Raw genomic sequence first — 15,677 nt, forward strand, 5'->3', positions numbered from 1 at the left:
TGGGTTAACTATTTGAACTTGAGTTCAGCGGATGCTGACGCGGGCGGCCTGACTCCAGGCGCTGGTGTCCGAAACGACGATGCGGTCACCTTGGCTCAAGCCCGAAAGAACGGCGATCCGGCCGACCGAGGCCGCGCCGAACTGCACCGGCACGCGTTCGGCCACGCCATCGGCGCCAACGCGGAACACGCTGGCCGTCGACTGCGCTTGACTGAACACCGGCCGCTGCACTTGCAAGGCGTCGGTCAGGCGCGAGATGGCAATCACGCCGTCCACGCTCAGGTCGGGTTTGGCACCGCGCGGCAGCGCGCCTTGCAGGCTGATGTCGACCTGGACCGAGCCCTTGCTGACCTTGGGCGCAATGCGCGAGACGAGGCCGGCAATCTGGCCGTCACTGCCGCCGGTGCGCAGATCAAGCCGCACCGCTTGGCCGATGGCGATATCGCGGGCCATCGCCTCTTGCACCTGCAATTCGGCGTAGAGCGCGTCGGCCCTGGCCATCTTGGCCAGATTGGCGCCGGTGGCCACGCTTTGCCCGGGCTGCAGGTTCAGCTCCTGCAGGATGCCGCTCATCGGTGCGCGCACCGTCAGGGCGGCCACGGCATCTTGGTCACGCTGCAGGCTCTTGCTCAATTTGGCGAGCGTCGCTTGCCTGGCGCTCAGCTGCGCTTGCTGGTTAGCTTGGGCCTGCTGCAAGAGTTGGCGTTCAAGGTTCAGGCCTTGCGTGCTTTGTTTGAGGTTGAATTCGCTGCGCTGATAGGCCAGCTTGGACACCATGCCGTCCTTCAGCAACTCCTGGTCGGCCGCCCACTGCAGTTGCGCGCTTTGCAGCGCCAGCTCGGCCCGTTGAATGGCGGCTTGGGCAGTCATTTGCTGGCTTTCAAGGCTTAGGCGCAGCGCGCGCGCCTCGGCCTGCGCCTGCTCCAAGGTCCAGCGGCTCTCCTCGGCACGCTGTTGCAACTGCGGATTGCTCAAGACCAGCAAGACCTGACCCTCGGTCAATTCGGCCCCGGCCTGCACGGCAATGCGCTCGACCCGCCCTTCGCTCAGCGCGGCGATCCAGCGGACTTCGCTGGGCAGCAAGATGCCGCTGGCACGCAGATCCAAATCCAAGGCGCCGCGTTCGACGGTGGCCAGGCTGACGGTTTTGGCGCCGACGCTCATCGAGGCCGGCCGCGCGTTCAGCCCCAGGCTCAGCGCACCGCCCGACAGCGCCAGAGCGATGGCGGCGAGGCCTCCCCATTTGATGATGGGTCGGCGTAAAAAGGCGAATCGGTAGGGGGCGCGGCGGATGTCCATGGTCTATCTATTGCAGGACCCGTGCCAACTGTCATTCGCATGCCAAGTGTTTGATTCATAAGCCTCAAGGCCGGCGGCGCGGACTTGAGTTGGCGCAAGCTGTTTCGGAATTGGGACGAGCATGCTGTCGTTTTTCCCGTTACTGGGACGCCAGCAGGACGCGTTCGCCTGCGCCAGCAAGCACAATGTCGACCATGAACATTCAAGCACCATTGCCGCTGCTGGCCGGCCTCTCCCCCGAACAATTCATGCGCCGTTACTGGCAGAAGAAGCCGCTGCTGGTCCGCCAAGCCTTGCCCGGCATCAAGCCGCCGGCGACTCGAGCCGAGCTCGCCCGTATGGCCGCCAGCGAGGATGTCGAGTCCCGCCTAGCCAGCTCCTTCGATGGCCGCTGGGCGCTCTATCCGGGCCCGGTCGCCAAGTTGCCGCCGTTCTCCAAGCCGGGCTGGACCCTGCTGATTCAAGGTCTGGAGCAGCATCTGCCGGCCGCGGCCGACTTGTTGAATCAGTTCCGTTTCGTGCCCGAGGCGCGGCTTGATGACTTGATGATTTCCTACGCCACCGATGGCGGCGGGGTCGGCCCGCATTTCGATTCCTACGATGTGTTCTTGATTCAGGTGCAGGGCCAGCGCCGCTGGCGCATTGGCCGTCAACCGGGCGCGGAACTGCGCGATGACGTGCCGCTGAAGATCATCAAGAACTTCGAGTACGAGGAGGAGTTCGTGCTCGACGCCGGCGACATGCTGTATCTGCCGCCGGGTTGGGCGCATGACGGCGTGGCGGTGGGTGAATGCATGACTTGCTCGGTCGGCTTTCGCACGCCCTGGCGGGCCGAGTTGGCCAAGGACCTGCTCAGCCGTTTGATGGACGATGAGGATCAGGGTTACGTCAACAAGATGTATGCCGACCCCAAGCAGCAGGCGACCGCGACGCCGGGCCTGGTGCCCGAGCAATTGATCGAATTTGCCCGCGACGCCGCCGAGCGCGCGCTGCGCGAACCGCGCGCCTTGGAGCGCGCGCTGGGCGAAGCGCTGACCGAGCCCAAGCCGCGTGTCTGGTTCGAGGCGGGCGCGGAGTTTGCGCCGGATCAGGGCGTTAGCCTGGATAGGCGAAGCCGCATGATGTATGACAAGTTTCATGTCTTCATCAACGGCGAGTCCTTCCGTGCGGCCGGGCGCGATGCGACGCTGATGCGTGCGTTGGCCGACAGCAAGGTGCTGACACGCAAGCAGGTTTCTCAGTTGTCCGAAGGCGCACGCGACTTGCTGGCGCAGTGGGTTGAAGACGGCTGGGTGCAGCAAGAGGTGCAGCAAGAGGTGGAGCAGGGCTGATGGACGCGCTGCAGGCGAGCAAGTTTGAGGGCAGGGCGGCCTATGTAGTCGCGCTGCAGCAGGCTTTGACGCAGGCCTGTGCAGCGGAGTCACGCGACTTGTATTGCTTTGACGAGAGTCTGGCCGATTGGCCCTGGTCGGATGCCGATGTGCTGGCGGCTTTGACGGCATGGGCCAAACCCTATCGGCGTCTGCATTTGTTGGCGGCGCAATATGAGGATTTGCGTCAGCATCATCCGCGCTTTGTGCGCTGGCGCGGCAATTGGGGCCATTGCATGCAGGCTTGGGCCTATACGCCCGAAGCCTTGGCTGCGGCAGGAACCAGCGGCGGGGCGCAGTCCATTTTTGTGGCGCGTGCTGCGGAACGGAATCTCAGCGTTAGCTTGTTTGATAAAAAAATTTGGCGAGGCGAGATTTCGCTCGATGCGGGCGATGCTCAACAAAAAAGCCAGTGGTTTGACGCATTAGCGCAACGTTCCAGCGAATCGTTTGCTGTTACGACATTGGGCCTCTGAGGCATTTCAATCCGGCACGCTATACTTCGGGGCTAGGCGAAGGACGCGCTCGAGGTTTCCTCGCCTTGTCATGCCGAAGTTTTACAACAACAGCCGCCGAGAGGTAACGCTTGAGTTGTTGGGCTTCAAAAAATTACCGGTAATTGCAATTTCGTTTAACGAATTTTGAGGATAAGTATGAACAAGTCGATCCTGTTGGCTGCTGTGCTGGCTGCTGTTGCTCTGACCGCTTGCGGCAAAAAAGAAGAAGCCGCTGTTGTGGCTCCTGCCGTTGCTGAGGCCGCTTCGGCTGTCGCAGTCGCTGCTGACGCAACTGCCTCGGCTGCTGTTGCCGCTGTTGATGCTGGCGCTTCGGCTGCCGCCGCTGGCGTTGCTGACGCTGCTTCGGCTGCTGCTGGCATGGCTGCTGACGCCGTCAAGAAGTAATCGGTTCACCCCGATCACTGCAAAAACCGCCCGGTGCGAACCAGGCGGTTTTTTTACGTCTGTGCTTTTCGACTTTTTCAGTCGAGATCAAACCAAGGGCTGCCCTCGGTTTGGCTTGCGACCGGAATTTCATCGGCGCGGCGGCCCAGCGTTTTGGCCAAGGCTGCAGCCGCTAACTCGGGCGAGTTATTGCTTTCGCTCAGATGGGCGGCGATGACATGCTTGAGCTTTGGGTGCAGGCATTGCCCGAGCAGTTCGCCGGCTGCCTCATTGGACAGATGCCCGTGGCTGCCGAGGATGCGGCGCTTCAGGCCGGCGGGGTAACTCGAAGCGCGCAGCATTGCTTCGTCATGATTGCACTCCAGCAGCAACGCCCTGCAGCCCTGCAGCGCCTGTGCCACCGAGGCCGAGGGGTGACCCAGATCGGTGATCAAGCCCAGGGTCTGCGCGCCATCGCTGCAGCGCAGATGCAGCGGTTCGTTGGCGTCGTGGGGTACGGCAAAGGCATCGATCTGTATGTCACCCAGATCGGCGGATTCCCCATCCTTGATCAGGTGCAGCAGGGTCGGGTCAAAGTTGGCGGCCACCAGGGGCGCGATGGCTCGCCAAGTGCCGCGGCTTGTCCACAAGGGGATGCGATAGCGTTGGGCCAGATTGAGTGCACAGCCGCTATGGTCGCCATGCTCATGGGTGATGAAGATCGCGTCCAACTCGGTCGGGCTGCTGCCGACGCGCTGCAGGCGGCGGGTCAGCTCGCGCAGGCTGAAGCCGCAATCGACCAATAGCCGGGTCTGGGTGATGCCCTGGCTGGCCTCGACCAAGCTGGCGTTGCCGCCGCTTCCACTGCCCAGGCTGCAAAAGCGCATCGCAAATCTCTTGTGCGTGAGGAACTAAAAACGCCGCAGACCTTGCGGTTGCGGCGTTAGGTCAAGCAATGGGCGGCGCCGGGGTCAGCGCAAATCGTCCATTAGCAAGTTGAGGATGCGCTTGGCATTCTCGTTGGTTTGCTGCTGCCCCTTGTCATCCAGCACTGTTACAACGCTGCGCTCGCCTTCGGACTTGACCGAAACGCGGTAGCGCGTCGCCACTTGGGCCGAGTCTGAGGAGAATAACTTCTGGAAGAAATTCGGCTCTTCTTTGCCGGCCTGGCTTGGGTCGGCATAGCGCAAGAAGAACAAGCCTTGCTTGCGGTCGCGGTCTTCGATCGTGAAGCCATGGCGATCAAGTGACTGACCGACCCGGCGCCAGGCGCGCTCGAAGCCTTCATTGACTTGCAAGGTATCGGGTACATCGGCCAAGCTGCGCGACACGGCTGTCTTGGTGGCGCCTGCTGTAGCCGCCGCTGCGGGCGATGACGTGCCGCCGGCAACGGTCGGGCCTGCTGACTTGGCCGCTGCCAACGCGGCCTTGGCTTGCTCATCCTTGGCGCCCAACTTGAGCATCAGGCGCGACAGCATCTCGGCCTCCAACTCCGGATCATTTGGGCGGGGCTGCCATGCGGTGTTGTCCTTTTGGGCGCCGGTGTAGACCTCTTGCATGCCTTTATGGGAGATGAAAACCTCGGTGCCATTCGGGCCGCGCTCAAGGCGGGTGCGGAACATGTCCTTCTCGCCGGTCGAGTAGAAACCGTCGAAGACCTTGCCGATGGTCGAGCGGATGATGTCTTGCGGCAACTTGGCGCGATTTTCGTTCCAGTTGGTTTCCATCACGCCGACTTCGGCCGAGTCCTTGAGGACCTCGAAGCCGCGCTCCTGCCAGAATTCGCGCACCTGCGGCCACAACTGCTCGGGCGTCAGGCTGCTGATCAGCCAACGCTGAGCGCCGCTGCGCTCGATACGCATATCGGCCACCGCATTCAAGGCGACCAAATTGCTCGGCATGCCGGCTGCAGCCACCTTTTGCTCTTTGCCCTTTTGCTGGAAGGTCGCCGCGCTGACGCTTTCGCCTTGCGGCTGGTTGCGGTTGTCGCGCGCCAACTGCTTCAAGTCGGGCGGAATATCCAGGCCGGTGGTTTGGCGCGCACCGCTGCGGTAGTCCACTTTCTCGGACGAGAAGGTGTTGTCCAGAGTGCTGCAAGCAGCCAATGATCCCAGCAAAGATACGACGGCCAAGCGGCAAGCCAGGCGCACCGGAGTGGCCGTGGAGGAAACAAATGAGGAACGAGTCACGCTAGACATCTCCGAGGGAATCAGGGCGGCTTGAGCCGCTGGGGCCGCTGGGGCCGGTTCAAGCCGGCCCGTGCTTCAAAAAACGAATGGGGCGATTAGACCAGACTGTGGTGGCAATCGCGATCAGAGCAAACCAGCCTCTTGCATGGCACTCTCCACTTTGACCTGACCGTCGGACGTCAAGGTGGTGATGGGCAGGCGCAGCGCGTTCTTGCAAAGGCCCAATTTCGCCATTGCCCATTTGGTCGGCGCGGGGCTGGGTTCGCAGAACAATTGCTTGTGCAGGCTCAGCAACTGGAAATGGATGCGGGTCGCTTCGGCGGCTTTGCCGGCCAGCGCGGCGCGGCACAGCTCGCTCATCAGGCGCGGTGCCACATTGGCCGTCACGCTGACATTGCCATGGCCACCCAAAAGCATCAAGGCGATGGCGGTGCCGTCGTCGCCGGAATAAATCGAGAAGCCCCTGGGCGCCTGCTTGATCAACTGAGCCGCGCGCTCGATATTGCCGGTCGCCTCTTTGATGCCGAACACACCGGGTAGGCTGGCGCAGCGCAAAGTCGTCTCGGGCTGCATATCGGCAACGGTTCGGCCGGGCACGTTGTAGAGCATCATCGGGATGTCCACGGCCTCGGCAATCGCCTTGTAATGCTGGTAAATGCCTTCTTGCGAGGGCTTGTTGTAATAGGGCACGACCGACAGCGTGCAGTTGGCGCCCACCTTTTTGGCGAAGCGGCTCAGATTGATCGCCTCGGCGGTCGAATTGGCGCCGGTGCCGGCCATGATGGGCAGGCGGCCGGCCGCATGCTCGACGGCCACCCGGATGACTTCGCAGTGTTCTTCCACGTCGACCGTCGGCGACTCGCCGGTGGTGCCCACCACGCAAACGCAACTCGTGCCTTCGGCGATATGCCAGTCGATCAAATTGCGCAGTGTGGCGTAATCAACGCTGCCATCTTCCTGCATCGGAGTCACGAGTGCGACGATGCTGCCAACTAATCCGTTCATTGCAATTCCTAGTTATCCGACAATTCTACTCAGCGCCAGCGGTGCCCCGGCTTGCTCAGGCCTGATCCAGCGCGTAACGCTGAAAAACCCCGTCATGCAGATCGCGCACGGCAGCAACGCGCTGCACAAAGCGCGGGTTGACCGCCATCACCTCGAAGCCGTCTTCAAAGGCCACCACGCTGAGCCCTTTGCAGGCCTCCAGCAACTCGCCCGGCTGCAGCAGGAACTCCGGCCTGGCCGGCCGGCCTATGCTTTGCTGGCCTTGGGCAAAGGTCTCATAAATCAGCCAGCCGCCCGGCGCCACCGCGGCGGTGATCAAGGGGATCAGCGGCCGCCAGAGGTAGTTGGTGACGAGCACGAGATCGAACTGCCGGCCCGCCAGCGGCCAGGGGCCGGACTCGATGTCGGCGGTGATGATTTCGGCTTCGGCTTCCAAGCCGGCGGTCGCGGCGGCGTCGATGTCGACGCCGGTGACCTGCATGCCAAGGGCGGCGAGATGGCGAACATGGCGGCCGCTGCCGCAGGCCAGATCAAGGGCGGTGCCGCCCGCGCGCATCGCTTGCGGCCAGCGCAGCAGCCATTTGGAGGGGGAAGAGGAGGGGGAAGAAGAAGTTGAGGTCATCAAAAACAAGCCCAGATTTGTTCGGAAAGCCGGATCATCAAGTCCGCTTGAAAGTAGCCGAGGAATACCGCCGCCAGCGCGGCCAAGGCGGCAAGCCGGAGCAGCCAAAGCGCGCTGCGCTTCATGCCGGCAGCGGCCTATGGATAGGCCCCTCGCGCACCGGCAGGTTGACCAAGGCGGCCATCACGCCCAAGCCCACGGCCAGCCACCAGACGATATCGTAACTGCCGGTCTGGTCGTATAAACGCCCGCCCAGCCAGACGCCCAGAAAGCTGCCGATCTGGTGGCTCAGGAAGACAAAGCCGCTCAGCATAGCCATATGCTGAATGCCGAATATCTGCGCCAGCACCGCATTGGTGGGCGGGATGGTCGACAACCAGAGCAGACCCATCACGGCCGAGAACAGGTAGACGCTGGTTGGCGTCAGCGGCGCGGTCAGGAAAGCGACGATGGCGACCGAGCGCAGCCCGTAGATGCAAGACAGGATGTAGCGCTTGGGGAAGCGCTGGCCAAGCGAGCCGGCCGCATAGGTGCCGAACACATTGAACAGGCCGATCAAGGCCAAGGCATAGGTGGCGACCTGTGGGCTGAGGCCTTGGTCCTTCAGGTAACTGGGCATGTGCACGCCAATGAAGACGACTTGGAAGCCGCAGACGAAATAGCCGGCCATCAGCAGCTGGAAGCTTCGGTAGCCAAAGGCCTCGCGCAAGGCCTGCAAAATGCTTTGCGAATGAGCATGAGGGCTGGCTGCTGCTGTCTTGGGCTCACGTAGGCCAAAGGCGAGCGGAATGGTGATCAGCGACATGCAAGCAAGGATGAAGAGCGCGTCTTGCCAGCCGTTTGAGCCTATCAGCCAGTTCGACACCGGCACCATCAAGAACTGGCCAAAAGAGCCGGCGGCCGCCGCCACCCCCATCGCCCAGCTGCGTTTGGCGGGGTCGACATTGCGGGCGATCACGCCGTAAATCACCGCGAATGTGGTGCCCGACTGGGCAATGCCGATCAGCAACCCGGCGCTGCCGGTGAAGGCCAGGCCCGAGGTCGACAAGGCCATCAAGACCAGACCCAGCGCGTACAGCAGTCCACCCGCCATCAGCACCCGAAACGGCCCGAAGCGGTCCGCCAGCATGCCGGTGAAGGGCCCCGCCAGGCCCCAGGCGATGTTTTGAATCGCCAGCGCAAAGGCAAAGGTCTCGCGCGTCCAGCCGCGGTCCATGGTGATGGGCTGCAAAAACAGGCCAAAGCCATGGCGTATGCCCATCGACAAGGTGACGATCAGGGCGCCGCATAGCAGCACTTGCGGCATCGACAGGCGCGGTGCGCTGCTTGTGGTGGGGGCGGAGGCTGAAGTCATGTCGAGCAATGTAGCCAAATGGGGCCGGGCTTGTCTGTCACGGAGATTGCAGGCCCAAGATCCGGCCCTGTTTGACGCGCAATTGGATCTTCCCCAAGGTCTCCAGCTCATTCAGCGGATTGGCGGCCAGCAACAAAAAGCTGGCCTCGCAGCCGGGCTCGAAACAGCCCAGGCGGCGTTTCGGGTACAGCGTTTGCGGCGTCGCGATGGTGGCCAGGCGCAGCAGAGTGGCGCGGTCCAGCACGCCCAAGCCGTCCAGATGTCGTAACTCGTTCAGCACGCCGCCGTTGAAGACATCGGAGCCGATCAGCAGCTTGACGCCGGCGCTTTTGAGCGTCAGCAGGTTCTCGATTTGCAGGCGGCGCAAGGCGGCTTGAGCCTCGGGTGGCGAGCGGAACAGCGTCGCTGCCGCCGTGGCGGTGATCACGGCCACGCGCTTTTTGGCGGCCTCGGCGGCGATTTCGGGGCTGATGCGGTAAGCCTCGGCGCCCAGACCCTCGTGGAAAAAATAGCCCGGCAGATGGTCAATCCAGTCGACGCCGGACTGCAGGGCCAGCGCAAAATCGCCGGCCGTCTCCACATGGGCTATCACGCGCAGCCCGTCCTGATGGGCGCGTTTGACGATGGCCGGCACCACCTCGGGCTTGAGGCCCAAGCGGCCCTGCTGCTTGGCGTCGCCATGCAGCTCGGGGCTCTCGCTGCGGCTCAGCATCAGCTTCAGCAGGTCGGTCTTGCGCGGCCCCATCAGCGGCCATTTCTGCGCCACCTGCTCGGGCGAGTCCATGATCAGCACCAGCTTGTCCGCCACATCTTCCAGCTTGGGCTTGGGCCCGCTGCCCGACTCAGCGCCCAGCAATTGCGCCAGTGGCTGGCCGTCCGAGGACGTGATGCAGGCGCTGACGAACAAGAGGTCCGGCGCGGCCGGCTGATTCGCCAGGCCGCGCGCCAGGGCCACGCCTTGGGGCTCACCGCAATGCATGGCGGCATAGAACACGCCGTCGCGCAAATAGCTGTTCGCATAGCGCGCGTAGCCCCAGCCATTTTGCAAATTGTGGTTGTGCGCTTCGGCCAAGGGCGGAATCAAGAACTGCCCGGACAAGTCCAGGCTGCGCTGCGGCTTCTTGATTTTTTCCTTGCTGAATTTTCCGTCTTTGACATAAAGCGTGCCGCGTTTGACGAAGCCCTTGCCGTCAAACCACTGGGCATTTTTGAGCTCCATGCTCAGCGGCGGCCCGGCCGTGAGTGCCGGGCTGTCGGGCTCGGCCTTGGCGGGGCTAAGCCAGCACAAGGCCCAGCAGACAAACAGGTGGAAAAATTGAAATCTGAGGCGCATAGGGCTGACATGCTAGCCGGGAACTTGGCGGCATTTGCGCAGTTGGCTGCAGGCCGCCGCCTAGAATCTCGGCCATGGCGACCAGCAAAGCATCAACTTCTTCCGGCAACTCACCCGCTCTGGGCAACTATGGCGAGGGCTCGATCCGCGTGCTCAAGGGCCTGGAGCCCGTCAAACAGCGGCCGGGCATGTACACCCGCACCGACAACCCGCTGCACACGATCCAGGAGGTCATTGACAACGCGGCCGACGAAGCGTTGGCCGGTTTCGGCAAGCGCATTGACCTGATCCAGCACAGCGACGGCTCGGTGTCGATTGCCGACGATGGCCGCGGCATCCCCTTCGGCCTGCACCCCGAAGAGGGCGTGCCGGTGGTCGAAATCGTCTTCACGCGGCTGCATGCCGGCGGCAAGTTCGACAAGGGTTCGGGTGGCGCTTACAGCTTTTCGGGCGGCCTGCACGGCGTCGGCGTCAGCGTCACCAATGCCTTGGCCAAGCGCCTGGAGGTGACGGTCTGGCGCGGTGGCGAGGTGGCGACGCTGGCCTTCGAGAACGGCGATGTGGTCGAGCCGGTGGCGGCGCGCAAGGCCGAGCGCGGTGAGCGCAAGCAGGGCACGACGGTGCGCGTCTGGCCCGATGCCAAGTATTTCGAAAGCGCCGAGCTGCCCAAGAACGAGCTGATCCACCTGCTGCGCAGCAAGGCGGTCTTGATGCCGGGCGTGATCGTCACGCTGACGAACGAAAAAACCGGCGAGGTGCAGACCTGGTCCTATCAGGGCGGACTGCGCGACTATCTGATGCAGACGCTCAATGCCGAGCCGCTGATCCCGCTGTACGAGGGCGAGCAATACGCCGGCCGGGCCGAGACCGAAAATTTCGCCGAGGGGGAGGGCGCCGCCTGGTGCGTGGCCTTCACCGAAGAAGGCGCGGCGATGCGCGAAAGCTATGTCAATCTGATTCCCACCGTTGCCGGGGGCACGCATGAATCCGGCCTCAAGGACGGCCTGTTCGGCGCGGTCAAGGGCTTTATCGAGATGCACAGCCTCTTGCCCAAGGGCGTCAAGCTGATGCCGGACGACGTGTTTTCGCGGGCGTCTTTCGTGCTGTCGGCCAAAGTCTTGGACCCGCAGTTCCAGGGGCAGACCAAGGAACGCCTGAACAGCCGTGACGCGCTGCGCCTGGTCTCCACCTATGTGAAGCCGGGGCTGGAGCTGTGGCTGAACCAGCATGTGGAGTTCGGCAAGAAGCTGGCCGAACTGGTCATCAAACAGGCGCAAACCCGCCAGCGCGCTTCGCAGAAGGTCGAGAAGCGCAAGGGCTCGGGTGTGGCCGTGCTGCCGGGCAAGCTGACCGACTGCGAGAGCCGCGACCTCTTGCACAACGAGATTTTTCTGGTCGAGGGCGACTCGGCCGGCGGCAGCGCCAAGATGGGCCGCAACAAGGAGACGCAGGCCATTTTGCCCTTGCGCGGCAAGGTCTTGAACACCTGGGAGGTCGAGCGCGACCGGCTGTTTGCCAATAACGAAATCCACGATATCTCGGTGGCGCTGGGCGTCGATCCGCATGGCAAGAACGACTCGCCGGATCTGAGCGGCCTGCGTTACGGCAAGGTCTGCATCCTGTCGGATGCGGACGTGGACGGCTCGCATATCCAGGTCTTGCTGCTGACGCTGTTCTTCCGCCATTTCCCCAAGCTGGTCGAGACCGGTCATATTTTTGTCGCCCGCCCGCCGCTCTACCGGGTCGATGCGCTGGCGCGCGGCAAGAAGCCGGCCGCCAAGATCTACGCGCTGGATGAGGGCGAGTTGACCGCCACGCTGGACAAGCTGCGCAAGGAAGGCGCGCGCGAAGGTTCCTGGAGCATCAGCCGCTTCAAAGGCCTGGGCGAGATGAGCGCCACGCAGCTGTGGGACACGACGCTGAACCCCGAAACCCGGCGGCTGAGCGTGATCGCGCTGGGCCAGCTGAATCTCACCGAAACGGAAACCTCGATCAACAAGTTGATGGGCAAGGGCGAGGCTTCGTCCCGGCGCGAGTTGATGGAGATCCACGGCGACTCGGTCGAAGTGGACATCTAAGATGACGACGCCGCGGGTCAGCCTGCGCCCGACCATGTTGTCGGATCTGGAGTTCGTCGTCTCGGTCGAGCAGGACGCCGCCAACCGGCCCTTCATCACACCCTGGGAGCGCACGCAGCATGAGGGGGCGGTGCGCTTTCCGGACTTTCGCCACTTCATCATCGAGGTCGGGCCGGAGTCCACGCGCGCCGGCTTTGTGATCCTTCAGGGCTGCCGCAATCCGCATGGTTCGGTCGAGTTGAAACGCATCGTGCTGGCGCCCAAGGGCCAGGGTCTCGGTCGTGCCTGCGCGCGCCTGCTCAAGAAGCTGGCTTTCACGCAGTTGCACGCGCATCGCTTCTGGCTGGATGTGAAGGCGCTCAATACCCGCGCGCTGAAACTCTATGCCAGCGAAGGCTTTGTTGAGGAGGGCCGCTTGCGCGAGAGCGTGCGGGTCAATATCGAAGGCGCAGACGGCTATGACAGCCTGATCGTGATGTCCATGCTGGATCGCGAGTACCAGGCCCGCGTCGCGCTCGGTGAGGAGCAAGGCTGATGTGGCGTGGGCTGGTCTGCCTGCTGGCGGCGATCTGTGGGCCGGCTCACGCTGAGCTATGGGCTTATGTTGACGGTGCCGGCACCGCGCATCTGGCCGATCGGCAGCTCAGTGGAGCCTATAACTTGGTGCTGGGCGCGCCGGACTCAAGCAAGGGCCGCGTGCCGGGCAAGCAAGACGGGAGCCGGCATCTGTTGACCTGGCTGGAGATCGCACCCGAGGTCAAAGCGGTGCAGCCCTATTTACGCGAGGCGGCGGCCAAATCCGGGGTCGATATGGCTCTGCTGAAGGCGGTGATTGCGGTGGAGTCCGGCTACAAGATCAGTGCGGTATCGCCGCGTGGCGCTATCGGCCTGATGCAGATCACGCCGGACGCGGCCGCTCGTTATGCCACGCTGCTGGAGCGCCTGCAGCCGGCTGAAAAGCGCCTGCTGGACCCTCGAACCAATGTATTGACCGGCGCTCGCATGCTGGCCGACCTGATCAAACGCTTTGGCCGCATCGACGCGGCACTGGCGGCCTGGAACGCCGGCGAGGGCGCAGTGCGCCGCGCCGGCGGGCTGGTGCCGCCGATTGACGAAACCCAAGCCCATGTTCATTTGGTGCTGGAGCTTTACTGGACCTTGCTGCAAAACAGCATGCACGCCTCAGCTCAACACCTGACGATTCACTCTGACAAACCATGACCCAAACTTCGATTTTCGACGCACCCCCGCCGCAGGATGACCCCGACGCGCTGACCCTGGGCCATTACGCCGAGCGCGCCTACCTCGAGTACGCGCTGAGCGTCGTCAAGGGGCGCGCTTTGCCCGATGTGTGCGACGGCCAAAAGCCGGTGCAGCGGCGCATTCTGTATTCGATGGAGCGCATGGGTCTGGCCTTCACCGGCACGGCGGGGGCCAAGCCGGTCAAGGGCGCGCGCGTGGTCGGCGACGTGCTGGGCCGCTTTCACCCGCACGGCGACCAGTCGGTCTACGACGCGCTGGTGCGCATGGCGCAAGACTTTTCGCAGCGCTATCCGCTGATCGACGGTCAAGGCAATTTCGGTAGCCGCGACGGCGACGGCGCTGCGGCGATGCGATACACCGAGGCAAGGTTGGCGCCGATTGCCCGCCTGCTGCTGGATGAGATCGACGAAGGCACGGTCGACTTCCAGGCCAATTACGACGGCTCGACCCAGGAGCCGCGCCAGTTGCCGGCGCGCCTGCCTTTTGTGCTCTTGAACGGGGCCAGCGGCATTGCCGTGGGCATGGCCACCGAGGTGCCCAGCCACAATCTGCGCGAGGTGGCGGCCGCTGCGGTGGCGCTGCTGCGTGACGACAAGCTCAGCGACGAGGCCTTGTTCACCATCCTGCCCGGCCCTGACTACCCGGGGGGCGGCCAGTTGATCAGCTCGGCCGACGATATCCGTGCGGCCTATCAGACCGGGCGCGGCAGCATGAAGCTGCGCGCTCGCTGGAAGATCGAGGATCTGGCGCGCGGGCAGTGGCAATTGGTCGTGACCGAATTGCCGCATGGCTGCAGCAGCCAGAAGGTCTTGGAAGAGATTGAGGAGTTGTCCAACCCCAAGATCAAGACCGGCAAGAAGGCCTTGAGCGCCGATCAGTTGCAGCTCAAGGCCAGCTTGTTGGCGGTCTTGGACTGCGTGCGCGACGAGTCGAGCAAGGACGCCGCCGTGCGTCTGGTGTTCGAGCCCAAGAGCCGCACGGTTGAGCAGCAGGATTTGATCTCGACCTTGCTGGCGCACACCAGTCTGGAGACCTCGGCCTCGATCAATCTGACCATGATTGGCGCCGATGGTCGCCCGACGCTCAAAAGCGTGCGCCAGATCCTCAGCGAATGGCTGGGCTATCGCCAGCAAACGGTGCAGCGCCGCACCCAGCACCGTTTGGCTAAGGTGTTAGACCGCATTCATGTGCTGGAAGGGCGCCAGCTGGTGCTCTTGAATATCGACGAGGTAATTCGCATCATCCGCAATGCCGATGAGCCCAAGCCGGCGTTGATTGCTCGCTTCAACTTGAGCGACCGCCAGGCCGAGGACATCCTTGAAATCCGCTTGCGCCAGTTGGCGCGGCTGGAGGCGATCAAGATCGAGCAGGAGCTCAAAGGCTTGCGCGAAGAGCAAAGCAAGCTCGAGGACATCCTGGGCAACCCCGGTAGCCTCAAGCGCACCGTCATCCGCGAGATCGAGGCCGATGCCAAGCAGTTTGGCGACGAGCGCCGCACGCTGATCCAAGAGGAAAAGAAGGCCACCTCCGAGGTGCGTATCGTCGACGAGGCGGTCACCGTGGTGGTCAGCGCCAAGGGCTGGGTGCGGGCGCTCAAGGGCCATGATATCGAGGCGGCCGCGCTGGCCTTCAAGTCCGGCGACCAGCTCTACGGCACCTTCCAATGCCGCAGCATTGATCCGCTGATCGTCTTTGGCAGCAATGGCCGGGTCTACTCAGTGCCCATCTCCTTGCTGCCGGGTGGGCGCGGTGACGGCCAACCCATCACCTCTTTGATCGAGCTGGAAGCGGGCAGCCAGATCGCGCATTACTTCGCCGCCAATGCCGAGACTCGCCTGGTGCTGGCCGGCACCGGCGGCTTCGGCCTGATCGCCAAGGTCGGCGATCTGGTCGGCCGGCAAAAGGCCGGTAAGACCTTCCTGAGCCTGGAAGGTGAGGAGAAGATCTTGCCACCGGCGCCTGTGCCCACTGGCGAGGTGCTGGGCGTTCAATTGGCTTGCTTGACCTTGAATGGCCGGCTCTTGACCTATGCGCTGGATGAGTTGAAACACCAGCCCAAGGGTGGCCGCGGCCTGACGCTGATTGACCTGGAGGCCAAGGACGCCTTGCTCAGCGTCGCCGCCTTCACGCAGGCGCTGCAGGTCTTGGGTACCGGCCGTGGCGCCAAGCCCAAGGAAGAGTTGTTGAAGGGTGTGGGACTGGCTGCTTACGCCGGCAAGCGGGCGCGCAAGGGCAAGCAGGTCGAGGCCTTCCAGAAGGTTCTGCGCGTTCTGACGCCTTGAT

At 63.3% G+C, this 15,677-nt stretch carries 14 protein-coding genes; 7 read left to right on the top strand and 7 right to left on the bottom strand.

The window, feature by feature from the left end; genetic code table 11:
- Positions 1-24: 24 nt before the first annotated feature.
- Positions 25-1,299: an efflux RND transporter periplasmic adaptor subunit gene (locus LNV07_RS23010; protein WP_263573537.1), complete on the bottom strand. Its 1,275-nt coding sequence runs from the start codon at positions 1,297-1,299 to the stop codon at positions 25-27.
- A gap of 194 nt (positions 1,300-1,493) precedes the next feature.
- On the opposite strand from LNV07_RS23010, the gene LNV07_RS23015 reads away from it, so the two are divergent.
- The 3 genes from LNV07_RS23015 (at position 1,494) to LNV07_RS23025 (ending at position 3,571) form a co-directional block, all read left to right on the top strand.
- On the top strand, positions 1,494-2,630 hold the full coding sequence (locus LNV07_RS23015; RefSeq protein ID WP_263573538.1) for a JmjC domain-containing protein: 1,137 nt from the start codon (positions 1,494-1,496) through the stop codon (positions 2,628-2,630).
- The gene (locus LNV07_RS23020) at positions 2,630-3,145 is read left to right on the top strand and encodes a hypothetical protein (RefSeq protein ID WP_263573539.1); all 516 of its coding nucleotides are present in this window, start codon (positions 2,630-2,632) and stop codon (positions 3,143-3,145) included. The genes LNV07_RS23015 and LNV07_RS23020 overlap by 1 nt, the downstream gene beginning before the upstream one ends.
- 177 nt (positions 3,146-3,322) lie before the next feature.
- A complete protein-coding gene (locus LNV07_RS23025; RefSeq protein ID WP_263573540.1) occupies positions 3,323-3,571 on the top strand; it encodes a hypothetical protein in 249 nt (82 codons plus the stop codon).
- Positions 3,572-3,648: 77 nt separating this feature from the next.
- On the opposite strand, the gene LNV07_RS23030 is transcribed toward LNV07_RS23025, so the two are convergent.
- From LNV07_RS23030 to LNV07_RS23055, 6 genes are all read right to left on the bottom strand, one after another.
- Complete coding sequence (locus LNV07_RS23030; protein WP_263573541.1) at positions 3,649-4,437, bottom strand: MBL fold metallo-hydrolase; 789 nt, start codon at positions 4,435-4,437, stop codon at positions 3,649-3,651.
- An 84-nt stretch (positions 4,438-4,521) separates the two neighbouring features.
- Complete coding sequence (gene bamC / locus LNV07_RS23035) at positions 4,522-5,739, bottom strand: outer membrane protein assembly factor BamC (protein WP_263573542.1); 1,218 nt, start codon at positions 5,737-5,739, stop codon at positions 4,522-4,524.
- Positions 5,740-5,862: 123 nt separating this feature from the next.
- Positions 5,863-6,744: a 4-hydroxy-tetrahydrodipicolinate synthase gene (gene dapA / locus LNV07_RS23040; RefSeq protein WP_263573543.1), complete on the bottom strand. Its 882-nt coding sequence runs from the start codon at positions 6,742-6,744 to the stop codon at positions 5,863-5,865.
- Positions 6,745-6,799: 55 nt separating this feature from the next.
- Positions 6,800-7,366: a class I SAM-dependent methyltransferase gene (locus tag LNV07_RS23045; protein WP_263573544.1), complete on the bottom strand. Its 567-nt coding sequence runs from the start codon at positions 7,364-7,366 to the stop codon at positions 6,800-6,802.
- 121 nt (positions 7,367-7,487) lie between these two features.
- Entirely contained in the window at positions 7,488-8,720 is a 1,233-nt protein-coding gene (locus LNV07_RS23050; RefSeq protein ID WP_263573545.1) for an MFS transporter, read from the bottom strand.
- 37 nt (positions 8,721-8,757) lie between these two features.
- Entirely contained in the window at positions 8,758-10,053 is a 1,296-nt protein-coding gene (locus tag LNV07_RS23055; RefSeq protein WP_263573546.1) for an amidohydrolase family protein, read from the bottom strand.
- A 74-nt stretch (positions 10,054-10,127) separates the two neighbouring features.
- Here LNV07_RS23055 and LNV07_RS23060 point away from each other — a divergent pair, with 74 nt between their 5' ends.
- Genes LNV07_RS23060 through parC form a run of 4 tightly spaced genes read left to right on the top strand, consistent with a single transcriptional unit; the run spans position 10,128 to position 15,676 of the window.
- On the top strand, positions 10,128-12,131 hold the full coding sequence (locus LNV07_RS23060) for a DNA topoisomerase IV subunit B (protein ID WP_263573547.1): 2,004 nt from the start codon (positions 10,128-10,130) through the stop codon (positions 12,129-12,131).
- A gap of 1 nt (position 12,132) precedes the next feature.
- Positions 12,133-12,666, top strand: coding sequence for a GNAT family N-acetyltransferase (locus LNV07_RS23065; protein ID WP_263573548.1), 534 nt, complete (start codon positions 12,133-12,135; stop codon positions 12,664-12,666).
- On the top strand, positions 12,666-13,352 hold the full coding sequence (locus LNV07_RS23070) for a lytic transglycosylase domain-containing protein (RefSeq protein ID WP_263573549.1): 687 nt from the start codon (positions 12,666-12,668) through the stop codon (positions 13,350-13,352). Before LNV07_RS23065 ends, LNV07_RS23070 begins: the two co-directional genes overlap by 1 nt.
- Positions 13,349-15,676: a DNA topoisomerase IV subunit A gene (gene parC / locus LNV07_RS23075; protein ID WP_263573550.1), complete on the top strand. Its 2,328-nt coding sequence runs from the start codon at positions 13,349-13,351 to the stop codon at positions 15,674-15,676. The genes LNV07_RS23070 and parC overlap by 4 nt, the downstream gene beginning before the upstream one ends.
- The last annotated feature ends 1 nt before the right edge of the window (position 15,677 follow it).

Origin of the sequence: Roseateles oligotrophus (assembly GCF_025717515.1) — a bacterium.
GTDB lineage: Bacteria > Pseudomonadota > Gammaproteobacteria > Burkholderiales > Burkholderiaceae_C > Paucibacter_A > Paucibacter_A oligotrophus.